Annotated in this window: 15 protein-coding genes; 7 read left to right on the forward strand and 8 right to left on the reverse strand. The window is 70.9% G+C overall.

Annotated features, from left to right (window positions below; translation table 11 throughout):
- From AB0M02_RS44530 to AB0M02_RS44540, 3 genes are read left to right on the forward strand one after another with little or no spacing between them, the layout of a single operon-like run.
- On the forward strand, window positions 1–1,023 hold the full coding sequence (locus AB0M02_RS44530; protein ID WP_364238580.1) for a GNAT family N-acetyltransferase: 1,023 nt from the start codon (window positions 1–3) through the stop codon (window positions 1,021–1,023).
- Window positions 1,024–1,032: 9 nt separating this feature from the next.
- Complete coding sequence (locus AB0M02_RS44535) at window positions 1,033–2,256, forward strand: FAD-dependent monooxygenase (RefSeq protein WP_364238581.1); 1,224 nt, start codon at window positions 1,033–1,035, stop codon at window positions 2,254–2,256.
- A 25-nt stretch (window positions 2,257–2,281) separates the two neighbouring features.
- Window positions 2,282–3,286: a GNAT family N-acetyltransferase gene (locus AB0M02_RS44540; protein WP_364238582.1), complete on the forward strand. Its 1,005-nt coding sequence runs from the start codon at window positions 2,282–2,284 to the stop codon at window positions 3,284–3,286.
- Here AB0M02_RS44540 and AB0M02_RS44545 read toward each other — a convergent pair.
- Entirely contained in the window at window positions 3,283–3,651 is a 369-nt protein-coding gene (locus AB0M02_RS44545) for a MerR family transcriptional regulator (RefSeq protein WP_364238583.1), read from the reverse strand. The genes AB0M02_RS44540 and AB0M02_RS44545 overlap by 4 nt on opposite strands.
- 62 nt (window positions 3,652–3,713) lie before the next feature.
- Here AB0M02_RS44545 and AB0M02_RS44550 point away from each other — a divergent pair, with 62 nt between their 5' ends.
- The gene (locus AB0M02_RS44550) at window positions 3,714–4,739 is read left to right on the forward strand and encodes a 12-oxophytodienoate reductase (RefSeq protein ID WP_364238584.1); all 1,026 of its coding nucleotides are present in this window, start codon (window positions 3,714–3,716) and stop codon (window positions 4,737–4,739) included.
- Window positions 4,740–4,840: 101 nt separating this feature from the next.
- Window positions 4,841–5,638, forward strand: a complete 798-nt coding sequence (locus AB0M02_RS44555; RefSeq protein ID WP_364238585.1) for an intradiol ring-cleavage dioxygenase — start codon at window positions 4,841–4,843, stop codon at window positions 5,636–5,638.
- 41 nt (window positions 5,639–5,679) lie between these two features.
- On the opposite strand, the gene fdhA is transcribed toward AB0M02_RS44555, so the two are convergent.
- Complete coding sequence (gene fdhA, locus AB0M02_RS44560; RefSeq protein WP_364238586.1) at window positions 5,680–6,918, reverse strand: formaldehyde dehydrogenase, glutathione-independent; 1,239 nt, start codon at window positions 6,916–6,918, stop codon at window positions 5,680–5,682.
- Between the two features lie 163 nt (window positions 6,919–7,081).
- Between fdhA and AB0M02_RS44565 the strand changes: the two genes are divergently transcribed.
- Entirely contained in the window at window positions 7,082–8,185 is a 1,104-nt protein-coding gene (locus tag AB0M02_RS44565; RefSeq protein WP_364238587.1) for a histidine kinase, read from the forward strand.
- Window positions 8,182–8,826, forward strand: a complete 645-nt coding sequence (locus AB0M02_RS44570; protein WP_364238588.1) for a response regulator transcription factor — start codon at window positions 8,182–8,184, stop codon at window positions 8,824–8,826. The genes AB0M02_RS44565 and AB0M02_RS44570 overlap by 4 nt, the downstream gene beginning before the upstream one ends.
- 57 nt (window positions 8,827–8,883) lie before the next feature.
- Here the strand turns inward: AB0M02_RS44570 and AB0M02_RS44575 are convergent, their stop codons facing one another.
- The 6 genes from AB0M02_RS44575 to AB0M02_RS44600 all read right to left on the reverse strand — a co-directional run bounded on the left by AB0M02_RS44575 (window position 8,884) and on the right by AB0M02_RS44600 (window position 15,976).
- Window positions 8,884–9,306, reverse strand: a complete 423-nt coding sequence (locus AB0M02_RS44575; protein ID WP_364238589.1) for a hypothetical protein — start codon at window positions 9,304–9,306, stop codon at window positions 8,884–8,886.
- A gap of 455 nt (window positions 9,307–9,761) precedes the next feature.
- On the reverse strand, window positions 9,762–10,955 hold the full coding sequence (locus AB0M02_RS44580) for a hypothetical protein (RefSeq protein WP_364238637.1): 1,194 nt from the start codon (window positions 10,953–10,955) through the stop codon (window positions 9,762–9,764).
- A 38-nt stretch (window positions 10,956–10,993) separates the two neighbouring features.
- The gene (locus AB0M02_RS44585; protein WP_364238590.1) at window positions 10,994–12,073 is read right to left on the reverse strand and encodes a hypothetical protein; all 1,080 of its coding nucleotides are present in this window, start codon (window positions 12,071–12,073) and stop codon (window positions 10,994–10,996) included.
- The gene (locus AB0M02_RS44590; RefSeq protein ID WP_364238591.1) at window positions 12,063–12,707 is read right to left on the reverse strand and encodes a sugar transferase; all 645 of its coding nucleotides are present in this window, start codon (window positions 12,705–12,707) and stop codon (window positions 12,063–12,065) included. The genes AB0M02_RS44585 and AB0M02_RS44590 overlap by 11 nt, the downstream gene beginning before the upstream one ends.
- Before the next feature lie 9 nt (window positions 12,708–12,716).
- A complete protein-coding gene (locus tag AB0M02_RS44595; protein WP_364238592.1) occupies window positions 12,717–13,973 on the reverse strand; it encodes a nucleotide sugar dehydrogenase in 1,257 nt (418 codons plus the stop codon).
- 65 nt (window positions 13,974–14,038) lie between these two features.
- The gene (locus AB0M02_RS44600) at window positions 14,039–15,976 is read right to left on the reverse strand and encodes a nucleoside-diphosphate sugar epimerase/dehydratase (RefSeq protein ID WP_364238593.1); all 1,938 of its coding nucleotides are present in this window, start codon (window positions 15,974–15,976) and stop codon (window positions 14,039–14,041) included.
- Between the last annotated feature and the right edge of the window lie 49 nt (window positions 15,977–16,025).

Raw genomic sequence — 16,025 nt, forward strand, 5'->3', positions numbered from 1 at the left:
ATGACGGCTGCCCTCTTGGACCCGGCGGCACGCGAGTGGAAGGAGACGCTCCAGCACGTCGGTCACGACATGTACCACGTGCCGGACTACGTCGTCCTCGACGCGCGGCTGTACGGCGGCACCCCGGCCGCGTTCCACTTCGAACGCGACGGCCGGCGGTTGCTGATCCCGCTGATCGTGCGGGCGATCAACGGTTCGGAGCTCCGTGACGCGCTCTCGCCGTACGGCTATCCGGGCCCGGTGACCGACGCGCCGCCGGGCGACGCCGAGTTCTGGGAGCAGGCCTGCGCCGCGTTCGTCGAGACGCTGCGGGCCGAGGGGATCGTGACCGCGTTCATCCGGATGCACCCGCTGCTGAACCCGCCGATACCGGCGCTGCGCCACCACGGCGCGGTGGTCCACCACGGCGAGACCGTGTCGATGGACCTGACCGTCTCGGTCGAGGAGATGTGGAAGCAGACCCGCAGCGACCACCGCAACCACATCAACCGGGCCAAGCGGGCCGGTACCCGGGTGGTCTTCGACGACTGGGACCGGCTCGGCGAGTGGGTCGACGTCTACCACGACAACATGCGGCGGGTGGGCGCGACGTCCTACTACTTCTTCACCCGCGAGCACCTGGCCGCGCTGCACGACGCGGTCGGCGACCGGATGCACCTCGCGGTGGCCCTGGAGGGCGACGAGGTGGTCGGCGGCAACACGTTCTTCAGCTACGACGGGATCGCCACCGGGTACGTGTCGTCGACCCGGCGAGCCCCGAAGCGGTACGCCGACGAGCTGCTCTACGACGAGGTCCGGCGCTGGTGCAAGGCCCGCGGCGACGAGGTCTTCCACCTGGGCGGCGGCAAGGGCGGCGCCAACGACTCGCTGTTCACGTACAAGGCGGGGTTCTCGACGAGCCGGCACCCGTTCCACACCTGGCGGGTGGTGGCGGACCGGCCGGCGTACGAGGCCCTGGTGCGCGAGCGCAAACCGGGCGCCGACCCGGCCGACCTGACCACCACGTTCCCGTCCTACCGTTAGGAGCGCGCCATGCGGATCACCTGCGTCGGCGGAGGTCCCGCCGGACTGTATTTCGCGGTGCTGGCGAAGCTCGCCGACCCGGACCACGAGGTCACCGTGCTGGAGCGCAACCCGGCCGGTGTCACCTGGGGCTGGGGCGTGGTCTTCTGGGACGACCTGCTCGACGACCTGTTCCGATACGACTCGGTGAGCGCGGAGCGGATCTTCGCCTCCGCGCGCCAGTGGGACGAGTACGAGGTGCGTGCCACCGGGAAACCGGTCACTCACCTGGCCGGGTACGGGTTCAGCCTCGGCCGGCACCGCCTGCTGGAGATCCTGGCCGAACGGGCGGCCGAACTCGGGGTTGTCGTGAGCTACAGATCCGATTTATCGGATTTGTCGGACTTGCCACCGGCTGACTTGGTCATCGCCTGCGACGGCGCTCGCAGCCGGATCCGCGAGCAGCACGCGGAACACTTCGGCGCCGAGGTCGAGGTCGCCTCCAACAAGTACATCTGGCTCGGCACCCCGCACGTCTTCGACACGTTCACGTTCGGCTTCGAGAAGACCGAGGCCGGCTGGATCTGGTTCCACGCGTACCCGTTCAACTCCACCACCAGCACCTTCATCGTCGAATGCCAGCCGTCGACGTGGTCCGCGCTCGGCTTCGACGACCTGGACGCCCGCACCGGCGCCGCGAAGCTGCAGGAGATCTTCGCCGACCACCTGGGCGGCAAGGAGCTGATCGACCACCGCGCCGAGGTGGGCGGCACCGGCTGGCTCAACTTCCGCCGGGTCACCGCCCAGCGCTGGGACCACGGCAACGTCGTGCTGATGGGCGACTCGGCGCACACCACACACTTCGCGATCGGCTCCGGGACCAAGCTGGCGATGCAGGACGCGATGGCGCTGGCGGACGCCATCGCCTCCGGTGACGAGCTGGCCGTGGCCCTGGAACGTTACGAGCACCGCCGCAAGGCGGCACTGGCACCGCTGCAGCGCGCGGCGCGGGCCAGCAGCGCCTGGTTCGAGCGGGTCCCCGACTACGTGGACCTACCTGCCAGGCGGTTCTCGTACGCTCTGTCGAACCGGCGCGGGGAGTATCCGATGTGGCGTTACCTGCTGCACATGGCCACCCAGAACACGGTGCCCCGCACCCTGCTGCGCTGGACGCTCAGCGCCCGCAGGTGGAGCCGGGCACGGCGGCGCCCGGACGCCGCCCATCACCGGCTGGCGGTGCCGAACACCGCTTGACAACAGAACAGCGAAGGGATGACCGATGGCCGAAGGCGCCCTACTGCAACCCGACGACAGATCGTGGGCGGACGCGCTCGACCGCGTCCGCCACGACGTCTACCACCTGCCCGACTACGTCAGCCTGGACGCCCGGCTCAGCGGAGGCACACCGGTGGCGTTCCGGTACGACGAGGACGAGCGGGTACTCCTCGTTCCCCTGGTCCTGCGCCCGATCCCGGAGACGGGACTGTCGGACGCGATCTCCCCGTACGGCTACCCCGGCCCGATCAGCAACGTCGTGCCCGCCGGCACCGGCTTCTGGAGCCGGGCGGTCCGGGCCATGTCCGACCTGCTGCGCACCCACGACGTGATCACCGCGTTCGCCCGGCTCCACCCGCTGCTGCCCGCCCCGCTCGACGTTCTGGAGAGCGCCGGCACCGTCGTGCACCACGGCGAGACCGTCACGATCGACCTGACGCTCGGCACCGAACAGATCTGGTCGGACACCCACCGCACACACCGCAACCAGATCAGCAAGGCGCGGCGCGCGGGCGTACGGATCGTCTTCGACGACTGGACCCTGCTGGACGACTGGATCGCCACGTATCACGCGACCATGCGGCGGGTCGGCGCCACCGGCTTCTACTTCTTCGAGCCGTCCCACTTCCACCGGCTGCGCCACGCACTCGGCGACCACATCCACCTGGCCGTGGCCCTTTGCGGCGACGAGGTGCTGGGCGGCAACCTGTTCTTCGAGCTCGGCGGCATCATGCACACCCACCTGCAGTCCACCCGCGACGGACAGATCTGGTGGGCCGACAAGCTGCTCTACCACGAGGTGCGCCTCTGGGGCCGCGAGCGCGGCAACCACACGTACCACCTCGGCGGCGGCCTGGGCGGCGCGGACGATTCCCTCTTCCGCTACAAGGCCGCCTTCGCCCCCGGACGACAACCGTTCCACACCTGGCGAGTGGTCACCGACCCGATCGCGTTCGAAAAACTCGCGGCCGGCGCCCCGCTCACCGGCCGCTTCCCGCCCTACCGCTAGGCGGCCGCACGGCTGGCCGGTCCGGTGTCGTACCTCTCCACCAGGCCGGCCAGGATGTCGCGCGTGCGGTTCAGGTCCGTGATCTGTTCCTCGACCCGCTTGAGTTCGTCGCCCAGCCGGCCGGCCAGCCACGGCGTCCGGATGCTCTCGTCGGCGACGCACGGCAGCACGTCCTTGATCGTCGCCGTGGTCAGGCCCGCCGCCAGCAGCGATTTGATCAGCCCGACCCGCTCGATCGCCACCTCCGGATACGTCCGGTGGCCGCCCCCGCCGGACCGTTCGCTGACCAGCAGGCCCTGCTCCTCGTAGTAGCGCAGCGACCGCGCGCTCGCGCCGGTCGCCGCGGAGAGATCGCCGATGCGCATCGCTGTCTCCTGGGTCACAAGGGCTTGAATCTCACATCAGTGTCAAGTTCTACCGTCGTCCCATGATGACCGCAACCCGCCTGAGCAGCCCGGTCTCCGTCGCCGGCCTCACCCTGCCGAACCGTTTCGTGATGGCGCCGATGACCCGGTTCCGCTCGCCCGGTGGCGTGCCCACACCCGAGGTCGCCGACTACTACCGCCGCCGCGCGGAGAACGGCGTCGGCCTGATCGTCACCGAGGGTGTGCTGGTCGGGCATCCGAGCGCGAGCCACGAGACCACGGTGCCGCGGATGACGGCGGGTTCTGCCGAGGCGGGCTGGCGGCGGGTGACCGGCGAGGTGCACGCGGCGGGCGGGAAGATCGCCGCTCAGCTGTGGCATCTGGGCAGCGAGCGGGAGGCGGCCGACGGTTACCCCGCGTGGACGCCGTCGACCATGAGCACCGGTGACATCGACGTCATCATCGACTCCTACGCGCGGGCGGCGCGGGTGGCGGTGCGCGCCGGGTTCGACGCCGTGGAGATCCACGCGGCGCACGGTTACCTGCTCGACGAGTTCCTGTGGGCCGAGACCAACCGGCGCACCGATCGCTTCGGCGGTTCGCCGGCGGCGCGGGCGGCCTTCCCGGCCGAGGTGGTGGGCGCGGTCCGTGCGGAGCTTCCGGGTCAGATCCCATTGATCGTACGCGTCTCGCAGTTCAAGGAACGCGACTACGACGCCCGCATCGCCGCGACACCGGCCGAGCTCGCCGAGATCCTGACCGTGCTCGCCGCCGCCGGTGCGGACGTGCTGCACGCGTCGCAGCGCCGCTTCTGGGAGCCGGCCTTCGACGGCTCACCGCTGAACCTGGCCGGCTGGGCCAAGAAGATCACCGGCCTGCCCACGATCACGGTGGGTTCCGTCGGGCTCAGCCGCTCGTCGTGGCTGTCCCGTCTCGATCTCCTGGAGCGCGGCCTGACCGACGAGTACGACCTGGTCGCGCTGGGCCGGATCCTGCTCGGAAACCCCTCCTTCGTGCGGCTGCTGGAGGAGGATCGACTCGGTGAGCTCCGCGATTACCGCAAGGCGGACGAGGACATCTACTTCTAGCGATGACCCCGTTGATATGCCGACTCTGAGATCAACCACAGGGCATTCATAGGCTTCGATGTTTTGCTGCGGTCTCCCCCAACGGCAGAAGGAGGAACCACATGCAGGACAACGAAGCCTTCGTCCGCGAGGTGCACGACAAGGGCCTCGCGTACGACCTGCCCACCATGTCCCGGCGCCGGATGCTGACCGCGGTCGGCGGCGCCGGCGCCCTCGCCGTGGCCGGCGGCTCGCTGCTCAGCGGCACGGCCGGCCCGGCCGCCGCGGCGTGCGCGGCCGAGGTCGACTCGGAGACCGCCGGGCCCTACCCGGCGGACGGCTCCAACGGGCCGAACGTCCGGGTGCTCTCCGGCATCGTCCGCAGCGACATCCGGCCGTCGTTCGGCACCTCGACGACTGTCGCGCCGGGCGTGCCGCTGCAGTTCTCCCTGACCGTGCTCAACGCGGCGTGTGTGCCGACGGTGGGCGCGGCGATCTACGCCTGGCACTGCGACCGGGCCGGGCGGTACTCGTTGTACTCCTCGGGTGTCACCAACGAGAACTACCTGCGCGGCATCCAGGTCACCAACGCGTCCGGGACCGTGACGTTCACCAGCATCTTCCCCGGCTGCTACGCCGGGCGGTGGCCGCACATCCACTTCGAGGTGTACGCGTCGCTGGCCGCGGCGACCAGCGGGTCCGGGCCGATCCGCAAGACGTCACAGATCGCGCTGCCGGAGGCCGTGTCGCGGACCGTGTACGCGAGCGCCACCGGGTACTCCCAGTCGGTCACGAACCTCAGCCGGATCACCCTGGCCCGGGACATGGTGTTCGGCGACGACCTGGCGGCGACGCAGATGGCGTCGGTGACCGGTTCGGTCTCCGCCGGCTACGTCGCCGCCCTGACGATCACGGTGTGACCGCTCGCCGCGCCGGGCAGGTGCCCGGCGCGGCGACCCACTCACCGCCGGAGATATCCGTGCGGGTCGAGCACGTACTTGCGGGCCGCACCCTGATCGAAGTCCTGGTAGCCCTGCGGGGCCTGATCGATCGGGATCGCGGTGGCGTTGACGTTCTTCGCGATCTGCACCCGGTCGTGCAGGATCGCCATCATCAGGCCGTGGTTGTACTTCATGACCGGGCACTGACCGGTCACGAACGAGTGCGACTTCGCCCAGCCCAGGCCGAGCCGCAGGGAGAGCGAGCCGACCTTCGCGGCCTCGTCCACGCCGCCCGGGTCGCCGGTGACGTACAGGCCGGGCACGCCGATCGCGCCGCCCGCCCGGGTCAGGTCCATCAGCGAGTTCAGCACGGTCGCCGGCATCTCGGTCTGCGCGTCGCGGCCGTGACCGCGGGCCTCGAACCCGACCGCGTCGACGGCGGAGTCGACCAGCGGCTGGCCGATCGCCGGTGCCGCCCGGCCGAGGATCTGCTGCACCTGCTCGGCCGGCTCACCCCGGGACACGTTGATCGTCTCGCACCCGAAGCTGCGGGCCTGCGCGAGCCGGTCCTCGTTCAGGTCGCCCACGATGACGACCGCGGCGCCCAGCAGGAACGCCGACGTAGCGGCGGCCAGACCCACCGGGCCGGCGCCGGCGATGTAGACCGTGGAGCCGGTCGTCACGCCCGCACTCACACAACCGTGGTACCCGGTCGGGAAGATGTCCGAGAGCATGGCCAGGTCCAGCGCCTTCTCGAGCGCCTGGTCCCGGTCGGGGAACCGCAGCAGGTTCCAGTCGGCGTACGGCACGAGCACGTACTCGGCCTGCCCGCCTACCCAGCCGCCCATGTCGACGTAGCCGTACGCCGAACCGGGCCGGTCGGGGTTCACGTTCAGGCAGACCCCGGTCTTGCGTTCCTTGCAGTTGCGGCATCGGCCGCAGGAGATGTTGAACGGCACCGAGCAGACGTCACCGACCCTGATGTACTCGACGTCCGGCCCGACGTCGACGACCTCACCGGTGATCTCATGACCGAGCACGAGCCCCTCCGGGGCGGTGGTGCGCCCGCGGACCATGTGCTGGTCGCTGCCGCAGATGTTGCTGGCGACCGTCTTGAGGATCGCCCCGTGCGGCGTCTTGCGCCCCACGTTCATCTTGTTGACGCCGGGCCCGTCCTTCATCTCGTAGGTCGGATAGTCCAGGTCGCGTACCTCGACCTTGCCGGGCCCCTGGTAGACAACCGCTCTGTTGCCTGACATGGTGCGCCTCCATCCTTCGTTGCTCCGTTCGCCATATTTCTCGCGGAGTGACCAGATCAGAACCGTCCGTAGTGTCGATAAGCGGCGATAATCCCATTTGGTACGCCGCGTCTACGCTCCCGGTCGGATGACGGGCGCGCCGTGATCCGACAGAGTGGGGTGCGTGAGCGGGGTTCGGCGGGGCGACGTGGCGTGCGCGCTCGCGTTGTGCGCCTTCCTGGTGATCTGGAACCATTCCTTCGCCGACCGGATGCCGGGCACGCGCGAAACGGACACCCTCGCGGACATCCTCGTCGGCGCCGAGGCCGTCGCGCTGATCTGGCGCCGCGTCGCACCCCGGCTGGTCCTCGCCGCGGTCGTGGTGATCCTGACCGTCTACCTGCTGCTCGGCTTCCCCTACGGCCCGGTGTTCCTGCCCCTGGTCGTCGCCGTCTTCACCGTCGCCCGGCAACTACCCTGGCGTTCCGCCGCGGTGGCCGCCGGCGTCGCCGTCCCGGTCCTGGCCATGCACAACGTGAGCGACGGACTGGCGTGGACCGACCTGGCCGGGCTGCTCCCCGCGGCGGGCTGGGTGGCCGTGCCGTTCACGATCGGCACCCTGCGCGCCCAGCTCAGCGAGACCGCCGAACGCGACCACCGCGAAGCCGTCGAACGCGGTATCCAGGAGGAACGACTCCGGATGGCCCAGGAGGTGCACGACATCGTCGGCCACGGCCTCGCCGCGATCAAGATGCAGGCCGACATCGCCCTGCACGTTCTGGAGAAACAGCCGTCGATCGCCCGGCCCACCCTCACCGCGATCAGCTCCTCCAGCGCGCAGGCCCTCGACGAACTGCGCACCACACTGCGGATGCTCCGCTCGGCCGACGAGGCTGTGGCGTCCACACCCGGGCTGGCCGACCTCGACGCCCTCTGCCGGCGGATGCGCGACGCCGGCCTCCGCGTGCGCGTGCACACGCTCGGATCACCGCAGACCCTCGCGGCCGACGTGGACCTCGCCGCCTATCGGACGGTCCAGGAGGCGTTGACGAATGTGCTCAAGCACGCGTACCCGAAAGAGGCTTTGATCGTGCTGGAGAACGAACCCGGCGCCCTGCTGATCAGGGTGACCAGCGCCTACCCGGCCGATGCGACGCCGTCCGGCGGCGGCATGGGCATCAACGGCATGCGAGAGCGCATCGCGGCGCAGGGCGGCCGCCTCTCCGCCGGCCCGGCGACCGGCGAGAGGTTCGTCGTGGAGGCCTGGCTGCCGGCGGTCACCCGATGATCTCGGTGCTGGTGGTGGACGACCAGGATCTGGTACGCCTGGGACTGCGCACACTCCTGACGAGCGAGGACGGCTTCACGGTGGCCGGCGAGGCAGCCGACGGCCTGACCGCGGTCCGGCTCGCCGCCACCCTGAAACCCGACGTCATCCTGATGGACATCCGCATGCCCGGCATCGACGGCCTCGAGGCCACCCGCCGCATAGTGGAGTTCTCGGACACCCGCGTGATCGTCCTGACGACGTTCGAGCGCGACGAGTACGTGTTCGAGGCCCTCCACATCGGCGCGAGCGGCTTCCTCCTGAAGGACACGCCACCGGTCACCCTCCTCGACGCGATCCGCACCGTGGCGGACGGCGGCGCCCTCCTCTCCCCGTCGGTGACCCGAACCCTGATCAGGGAGTTCGTGACGAAGGGCCCGCGCCGGGTGGTTCCGCATCCACGGCTCGGTCAGCTCACCGAGCGGGAGCGGGAGGTGGTCGCTCTGGCCGCCGAAGGCCTCACAAACCAGGAAATAGCGGCCCGTTTGGTGGTAAGTCCCGCAACAGCCCGAACCCACGTGAGCCGTGCAATGGTCAAACTAGGCGCCCGAGACCGAGCCCAGCTGGTCGTCTTCGCCTACCAGTCCGGCCTGGCCACCTGACTCCCCCACCCCCGACCCTCTTCGCCCACCCGCGGTCGTCGCGCGGATCCTCGCTGGTCAGGCGGCGCCGACGAAACCCCGCGTGGGCGCGGGATGCGGGTCGGCGAGCGGTAGCCGGAGCACCGTAGGGTCAATCGGCAACGGCGCGGCACCCGCTCCGGCGATCGGACGCGGCCGGCGCGGCTCCACCCGCCCCGAACTGCCCCCACGCCCCGGATAGATCAGCAACCCGTTGACAGGATCCGGCACCGCGTCCAGCGCCGCCCGCACGACCGGCAAATCCCGATAAGTCGCGAAACGCTCCTCGCGCCGGAACCCGATCTCAAAGAGCACACCCCACGTGAACCGGTGCCACCGCCACTCATAGGCCCCGTGCGCAATGGCCGCCTCAACCAGAACATTGCCGAACGAGTCCCGCCAGCGCGCCGCCGACTGCCGCGCGCCGTCCAGTACTTCAATCGACCACCATCGCAGTTCCATGGTCCCCCGATGCTACTTCTCCCCTAGCCCGATGGCCCTCAAGTTGGCACACCCCTCCTCCAGCAAGATCTTGGAGAGTTGCGCCGGTATACGAGCCGAAACTCTCCAAGATCTGCGCGGGGGTCGAGAACCGGCGCCGCAGCCAGCGCAACCAGCGCAGCGGCGCGGCGAGCGCAGCCGGCGCGGCGAGCGCAGCCGGCGCGGCGAGCGCAGCCGGCGCGGCGAGCGCAGCCGGCGCGGCGTGGACGGCGCGGCGCAGCCGGCGCGGCGTGGACGGCGCGGCGCAGCCGGCGCGGCGTGGACGGCGCGGCGTGGACGGCGCGGCGCAGCCGGCGCGGCGCAGCCGGCGCGGCGCAGCCGGCGCGGCGTGGACGGCGCGGCGTGGACGGCGCGGCGTGGACGGCGCGGCGCGGACGGCGCGGCGCGGACGGTGCCGGCGGCCGGGAGGGGATCGTTCAGGCGGCGGTGGAGCGGCGGCGGCCCGAAGGCAGAGCGTGCGCCGGCCTCCGCGGAGCCAGATGCCGCGGAGCACGCCGCACCTCCGGCCTCGCCCCCGCCTGCCGCGTCTCCGGCAACTGCGGGCCCGCCCACGCCGGCACAGCTCCCGGCGGGCTCAAAGTGCGATCCGGCGGCACCCACAGCGGTTGCGGCGCCGACGCCGTCCCCCACCACAGGAACGTCCCGTAACCACGGACGAGTGGCGGCTGCAGCGCCGGCCAGTGCGCCTCCGGTGGAATCGCCAGCCGCCAGGCCTCCGCCGGCACCAGTGCCAGTCCGGCCTGCGCCGGGACCACTGCCGGGAGCTGGGAAGGCGAGTCGCCCGCCGGGGTGGTTGCTGCCGGGGCCGAGGCCAGGACGACGGCCGCGAGGATCGTGATCGCGCCGGCGGCCAGGGCGGCCGGTTCCCAGCCGGGGCGGACCGTGTCGCCGAGCAGGGTCAGGGCGATGAACGACGGTGCGACGACCTCGCCCGTCCAGTGAACCGCCGTTACCCGGCCGACTTCGCCCTGCTGTAGCGCGTTCGCGTACAGAATCATGCCGTTGATCGGAAAGATCAGGAGTGCCCAGACCAGGGGCTCGGTGGCGATGGCGACGACGCCCGTCTGCCAGGAGTCGACGGGGGGCATGTGCAGGGCGCGCCCGGTCAGCGCCGCGCCGCCCAGCGAGAATCCGCCGACCGCCGCGATCAGGCCGGGGATGCCGATCTTCGTGGTGGCCCAGCCGAGGATCACGAGTGCGACCGCCGCCGCGCAGAAGGCGAGCCGCATGGTTGCCGACGGCATGACCTCGTGCTGCTGCCCGGCCGACATGGCCAGGACCGTCAGGGCCGTGCTGGTGCAGACGATCGCCACGACGTCGCGGCGGCGCAGGCGGGACTTGAGGAACAGCCAGGCCAGCACGGCGGTGACGGCGAGGGAGCCGGCCAGCACCGACTCGACGACATAGACCGCCAGTTGCTGCAGGGCGAACATCGCGGCGACCCAGGCGGAGATGTCGAGGGCGATGCCGATCATGTAGAGCGGGTGCCCGAGCGTGCTGACCGTGCTGTGGCTGCGTTTCGCGCCGACGGCCTGCAGGATCGATCCGACCGCGTAACTCAGGGCGCCGTAAACGGCCAGTCCCAGTGCAATCCAGCCCGCGGTCGCCATGGCCACCTACCGAAGATCACTCAGCGTAGATCGTCTCCTCACGCCCTGATGATATGACGTGAGTGAAGTCCACGCGACCCCAGCGATCCGACCACATCGGAGATTCGCTGGACGTCCTCCGGGCCGCAGCGGTGGTCGACCGGCAGCGTCAGCACCCGGGCCGCGAGATCGGCCGCCTCCTCGTCGCCGCTCCAGAGCCGGCCGCGGTCCTGCCGCCAGTGCACCGGTGCGTAGATCCGGTGCCGGGCGAGGTGTTTCAGCAGGTCGTCGCGCAGGCTGGGTGATGCGCATTCGAGCTGCACCCGGAACGGCCCGTCGGACAAGACCGCAAAAGCATCTTGGGTACGGGTGACAAGCGCGTCAGCGAGTGTCCGTGCGTGGTGCGCGTTCGCCGTACGCAAACCTGGCACATCAAGGAGTGGCAGTGCCGCGACCGTGACCGCGCAGGCCGGCCCGGCGCAGCCCAGCAGCTCCCGCTCGCCGCGCTGTTGCAACTCACGGAACCGGTCCTTGGGCACCGGCCGGCCCTGCAGCCAGGCCGCCTTGAGCAGCATCGCGGCCAGCTTCAGTTGAGCCCCGTTGCTCTCCGGCCCCCGCGGCGCGGGCAGGTCCAGGCCGCGCGGTGACCACAGCAGGCCACCGTCCGGCAGCGGCAGGGTCTTGCGCAGTGAGGCGACGGCGTAGTCCGCGGTGCTGGCCGCCGCCCACGGGCCGAACGGGTCGTGCGAGTGGTCCTCGATCACCGGGATGCCGGGGTGCGCCCGCATCCACGCGTCCCACGGCCCGGCCTCCTCGCGCCCGAACAGGTTCTGCGCGAGCACGACGTCGCCGGCGACGGGCCGCAGCGTGTCGAAGCGCGGGCCGATTCCGTCGGGCAGATGGCGGTACCAGGTGATCGGCAGCTGCTCGCTGAGCGCCTCCGCGACGCCCATGCAGAAGTACGACGGGATGTGCAGCTTTCCGGCCGGCGCGAGCGTGCGGAGCAACTCGATCAGCGCGCCGCAGCCGGTGGCGAACAGTGATCGTTGTTCCGGCAGCCATCCGGGCAGGCCGCCCTGCTCAGCGCCGAGCAGGACGGCCGGGTCCCAGTGGAACTCGGATCCGATCTCAAGCGACACGGGACGGGGCCTTCGTCCGCTCGATGTTGAGCGTGTCCACGTGCACCGGCGGCTCGTCCCGGTTGACGGTGAGCGCGGTACGCCAGAGGATCCGCAGGTCGAGCGCGGGTGACCAGTTGTCGACGTACCAGCGGTCCAGGATGAAGCGCTGCGGCCAGTCGATGTCGTCGCGGCCGTTGACCTGGGCCCAGCCGGTGATGCCGGGCTTGACCTCGAGGCGGCGGGCGTCCGCGGCGGAGTAGCACGCGACCTGCGGCAGCACGTCGGGACGCGGCCCGACCAGGTTCATGCTGCCGGCCAGCACGTTGATCAGCTGGGGCAGCTCGTCGAGGCTGGTGCGGCGCAGGAAGCGGCCGCAGCGGGTGATCCGCGGATCGTTCTCGACCAGGCCGAACGGGTCGTCGATGCCGAGCTGGGCGCTGAGCGCGACCGAGTCGTGCACCATCGAGCGGAACTTCAGCATCCGGAACGGCACACCGTCGCGGCCGGCCCGGTCCTGTACGAACAGGACACCCTTGCCGTCGGCGATCCGGATCCAGGCGGCGACCGCCAGGACCAGCGGTGCGAGCAGGACAAGCATGACGGCGGCGGCCAGGCGGTTCAGGCCGTTCCAGAAGAGGCGTACGAGGTCCACTGTGAACTCCTAGAGCGACTCGACGGTTGGTCCGGTGATGCGGCGGCGGGTGTCGAGCACGTACGCGGCGTGCCCGACGACCAGATCGAGGTCGAACTCGTCGTGGTCGGCGAGCAGGACGACCGCGTCGGCGGCGGCGACCTGCTCGGCGGTGAGGTTCACGCGGATCACGCGGCTGTCGACGTGGGCGTCCTCGATGACGTGGGGGTCAGCCGCGCGTACCTCCGCGCCCATGTCCAGAAGCAGCGCCGCGACCCGCCGGGCCGGCGACTCGCGCGCGTCGCCGGTGTTCTTCTTGTAGGCGAGGCCGAGCAGCAGGATCGTGGAGCCGTTGACCGCCTTGCGCCGCTCGTTGAGCCCGGCGACCAGGCGGCGGGCGACGTAGTCGGGCATGTGGTTGTTGATGTCGTTGGCGAGCTCGACGAACCGGAAGCTCTGGCCGAGGGTGCGCTGGACCCGCCAGGACAGGTACGACGGGTCGATCGGCAGGCAGTGGCCGCCGACGCCGGGACCGGGCACGAACCGCATGAAGCCGAACGGCTTGGAGGACGCCGCGTTGATCGCCTCCCAGACGTCGATGCCGAGGGCGTGCGCGTACACCGCGAGCTCGTTGACCAGGGCGATGTTGACGTGCCGGAACGTGTTCTCGAGCAGCTTGGCCAGCTCGGCGACCTTGGGGTCGGAGACCGGGACGGTACGGTCCACGACCGTGGCGTAGAAGGCCTGCACGTGCGCCAGCGAGGACGCGTTGATGCCGGAGACGACCTTCGGCGTGGTGGTGAGGTTCCACTCGCGGTTGCCCGGATCGATGCGCTCGGGGCTGTACCCGAGGTGGAAGTCGACGCCGGCGATCAGCCCGGAGCCCTCCTCGAGCAGCGGTCCCACCAGCTCGGTCGTCGTGCCCGGGTACGTGGTCGACTCCAGCGCGACGGTGGCACCCGGCCGCAGGTAGCGGGCCAGCACGCGGGCGGAGTCCTCGATGTACCGCAGATCCGGGGTGCCGTCGCGCAGCGGCGTCGGCACGGCGATCACGGCGACGTCGAACCCGGCGCAGGCGCGGGGGTCGGACGAGGGGTGGAAGGTGCCGATCTCCAGGACCTGCTGGAGCTCGGCCGAGGTGACGTCGTCCACGTAGGACTCGCCGGTGGCGAGCCGCTTTATCCGCTCGTCGTCGACGTCGAAGCCGACGACCGAGTGGCCGACCTGGGCGGCCCGGACCGCGAGCGGCAGCCCGACGTATCCCTGACCGGCGATGACGACCCGCATGGGTGTGCTCTCCTTCTCTGTCTCGGTGCGTTGCTTCGGGGGCCGTACCTTGGGCCTGCGACGGTTCACGGGCGCCCTCCGGGCGGGACGGCAGCGGTCTCCGGGTGGCGCTTGCTGGCCACGGGCGCCCGGTGCCAGGTGTTGTTCGAGAGCGGCCCGCCCGGCATCGGCTTGTCCCGGCCGATGGGCAGCGCCGGGCTCTCGGCGAGCCATCGCAGGACGGCGATCAGGTCCTCGCGGGTGGCGGACGGGTCGAGCAGGGAGAGCACGGCGCCGTCGAGCGGCGGCACCGGCGCCTGCGAGATGAGCGGGTGGTTCGGCCGGTGGTCGGGCTCTTCCGGGCCGAGCAGGATCTCGGCGAGCTTCTCCCCCGGCCGCAGCCCGGTGTAGACGATCTGGATGTGCTGGTCGGCGGCGTCGGCGATGCGCCGGGCCACGTCGGCGATGCGTACCGGCTCGCCCATGTCCAGGACCAGCACCTCGCCCTTGCTGTCCAGCGCGCCGGCCTGGATCACCAGCCGGACCGCCTCCTGGACGGTCATGAAGTAGCGGGTGACGTCCGGGTCGGTCACGGTGATCGGCCCGCCTGCCTCGACCTGGGCGGCGAACGCGGTGAGCACCGAGCCGCGGCTGCCGAGCACGTTGCCGAACCGGACACTGCTGTAGGTGCCGGCCGCCCCGGTGTCGGCGGCGGCGGTGAGCCGCTCGGTGATCCGCTTGGAGTAACCGAGGACGCTGCACGGGTCGGCGGCCTTGTCGGTGGAGATGTTCACCAGCCGGTCGACGTTGTGCTTCAGCGCCGTCTGCAGGATCTGGTACGTCCCGATGATGTTGGTCTTGAGCGCCTCGGACGGGTGCATCTCCAGCAGCGGCAGGTGCTTGAGGGCGGCGGCGTGGAAGACCACGTGCGGCTTGTGCTCGGCGAAGACCTCGTCGAGGCGCTGGGAGTCGCGGATGTCGGCGACGACCAGGTTGCGGTCGTCGAGCATGCCCCGGCCGTCGAGCGACAGCTGCACGGCGTGCAGGCCGGACTCGTCGCGGTCCAGCATGACCAGCTTGGCCGGGTTGAAGCGGGCCACCTGCCGGCACAGCTCCGAGCCGATCGAACCCCCGGCGCCGGTCACCAGGACCCGGCGGCCGGCCAGGTATCCGGCGACGGCGGCCAGGTCGATCCCGATCTCGCGGCGGCCGAGCAGGTCCTCGTGGCTGACCGGGCGGATGTCCTCGACCCGGACCGTACGCCCGAACAGCTCGACCACCGGCGGAACCACCTTGAGGTCCACGTTGAGCGGCTGCGCCAGGTCGGTCAGGCCGCGGATCAGGTCGGCGCTGGCGCTGGGAATGGCGATGACCACGGCCTCGGCGCGGAACCGGCGGACCACCTCGGCCATCGCGTACCGGTTGCCGGCCACCGGGACGCCCATCACGTGCAGGGCGCGCTTGGCCGGGTCGTCGTCGAGCAGCGCGACCGGCACGTACCGGCTGGAGGGGCTGCGCAGCATGGCGCGGATGACCTGGGTGGCGCCCTCGCCGGCGCCCATCACGACGACACGGATACCGTCCTCGGGCGAGGGACGCAGGCGGCTGTCCTGGAGCAGCCGGACGGTGTAACGGAGGCCGGCGGCGAGCACGAGCGTGATCAGGCCGGCCGCGATGATGGCCGAGCGGGGTGCGAGCCGTCCCAGGAACGTGTCCAGGACGAAGACGACCGGTGTGGTGACGGCGACCGTCTTGACCAGCGCGGCGATCTCCTCGAAGCACCCGTACGACCAGCGCCCGGTGTAGAGGCCGAACCGGATGCCGGCGGCGGTCTGCACTCCGGCGGCGACCGCGGAGAGGATCACCAGGCCGCGGACGTCCACCTCGCCGATGGCGCCGTCGTGGCGCAGCAGGGTGGCGATCAGCAGGGCGAGGGCGAGAGCCACGGCGTCGGTGCCGGCGCGGAGCGCACGGCCGGGCAGAACGGTGCGGAACCAGGACGCCGGGACGGTGGCTACCTGCATGGAATCCCCCTCGTGCGATGCCTGCTGGCTGGTCGGCTCGGCTGGTCAG

This window comes from Actinoplanes sp. NPDC051861 (genome assembly GCF_040681145.1).
Lineage (GTDB): Bacteria > Actinomycetota > Actinomycetes > Mycobacteriales > Micromonosporaceae > Actinoplanes.

What these genes read in the sequence shown, in the direction of transcription:
- AB0M02_RS44545 (WP_364238583.1), bottom strand. Translation starts at nt 3,651, where the DNA reads ATGCGCATCGGCGATCTCTCCGCGGCGACCGGCGCGAGCGCGCGGTCG.
- AB0M02_RS44600 (WP_364238593.1), bottom strand. Translation starts at nt 15,976, where the DNA reads ATGCAGGTAGCCACCGTCCCGGCGTCCTGGTTCCGCACCGTTCTGCCC.
- AB0M02_RS44570 (WP_364238588.1), top strand. Translation starts at nt 8,182, where the DNA reads ATGATCTCGGTGCTGGTGGTGGACGACCAGGATCTGGTACGCCTGGGA.
- AB0M02_RS44555 (WP_364238585.1), top strand. Translation starts at nt 4,841, where the DNA reads ATGCAGGACAACGAAGCCTTCGTCCGCGAGGTGCACGACAAGGGCCTC.
- AB0M02_RS44550 (WP_364238584.1), top strand. Translation starts at nt 3,714, where the DNA reads ATGATGACCGCAACCCGCCTGAGCAGCCCGGTCTCCGTCGCCGGCCTC.
- AB0M02_RS44535 (WP_364238581.1), top strand. Translation starts at nt 1,033, where the DNA reads ATGCGGATCACCTGCGTCGGCGGAGGTCCCGCCGGACTGTATTTCGCG.
- AB0M02_RS44595 (WP_364238592.1), bottom strand. Translation starts at nt 13,973, where the DNA reads ATGCGGGTCGTCATCGCCGGTCAGGGATACGTCGGGCTGCCGCTCGCG.
- AB0M02_RS44575 (WP_364238589.1), bottom strand. Translation starts at nt 9,306, where the DNA reads ATGGAACTGCGATGGTGGTCGATTGAAGTACTGGACGGCGCGCGGCAG.
- AB0M02_RS44530 (WP_364238580.1), top strand. Translation starts at nt 1, where the DNA reads ATGACGGCTGCCCTCTTGGACCCGGCGGCACGCGAGTGGAAGGAGACG.
- AB0M02_RS44540 (WP_364238582.1), top strand. Translation starts at nt 2,282, where the DNA reads ATGGCCGAAGGCGCCCTACTGCAACCCGACGACAGATCGTGGGCGGAC.
- fdhA (WP_364238586.1), bottom strand. Translation starts at nt 6,918, where the DNA reads ATGTCAGGCAACAGAGCGGTTGTCTACCAGGGGCCCGGCAAGGTCGAG.
- AB0M02_RS44580 (WP_364238637.1), bottom strand. Translation starts at nt 10,955, where the DNA reads ATGGCGACCGCGGGCTGGATTGCACTGGGACTGGCCGTTTACGGCGCC.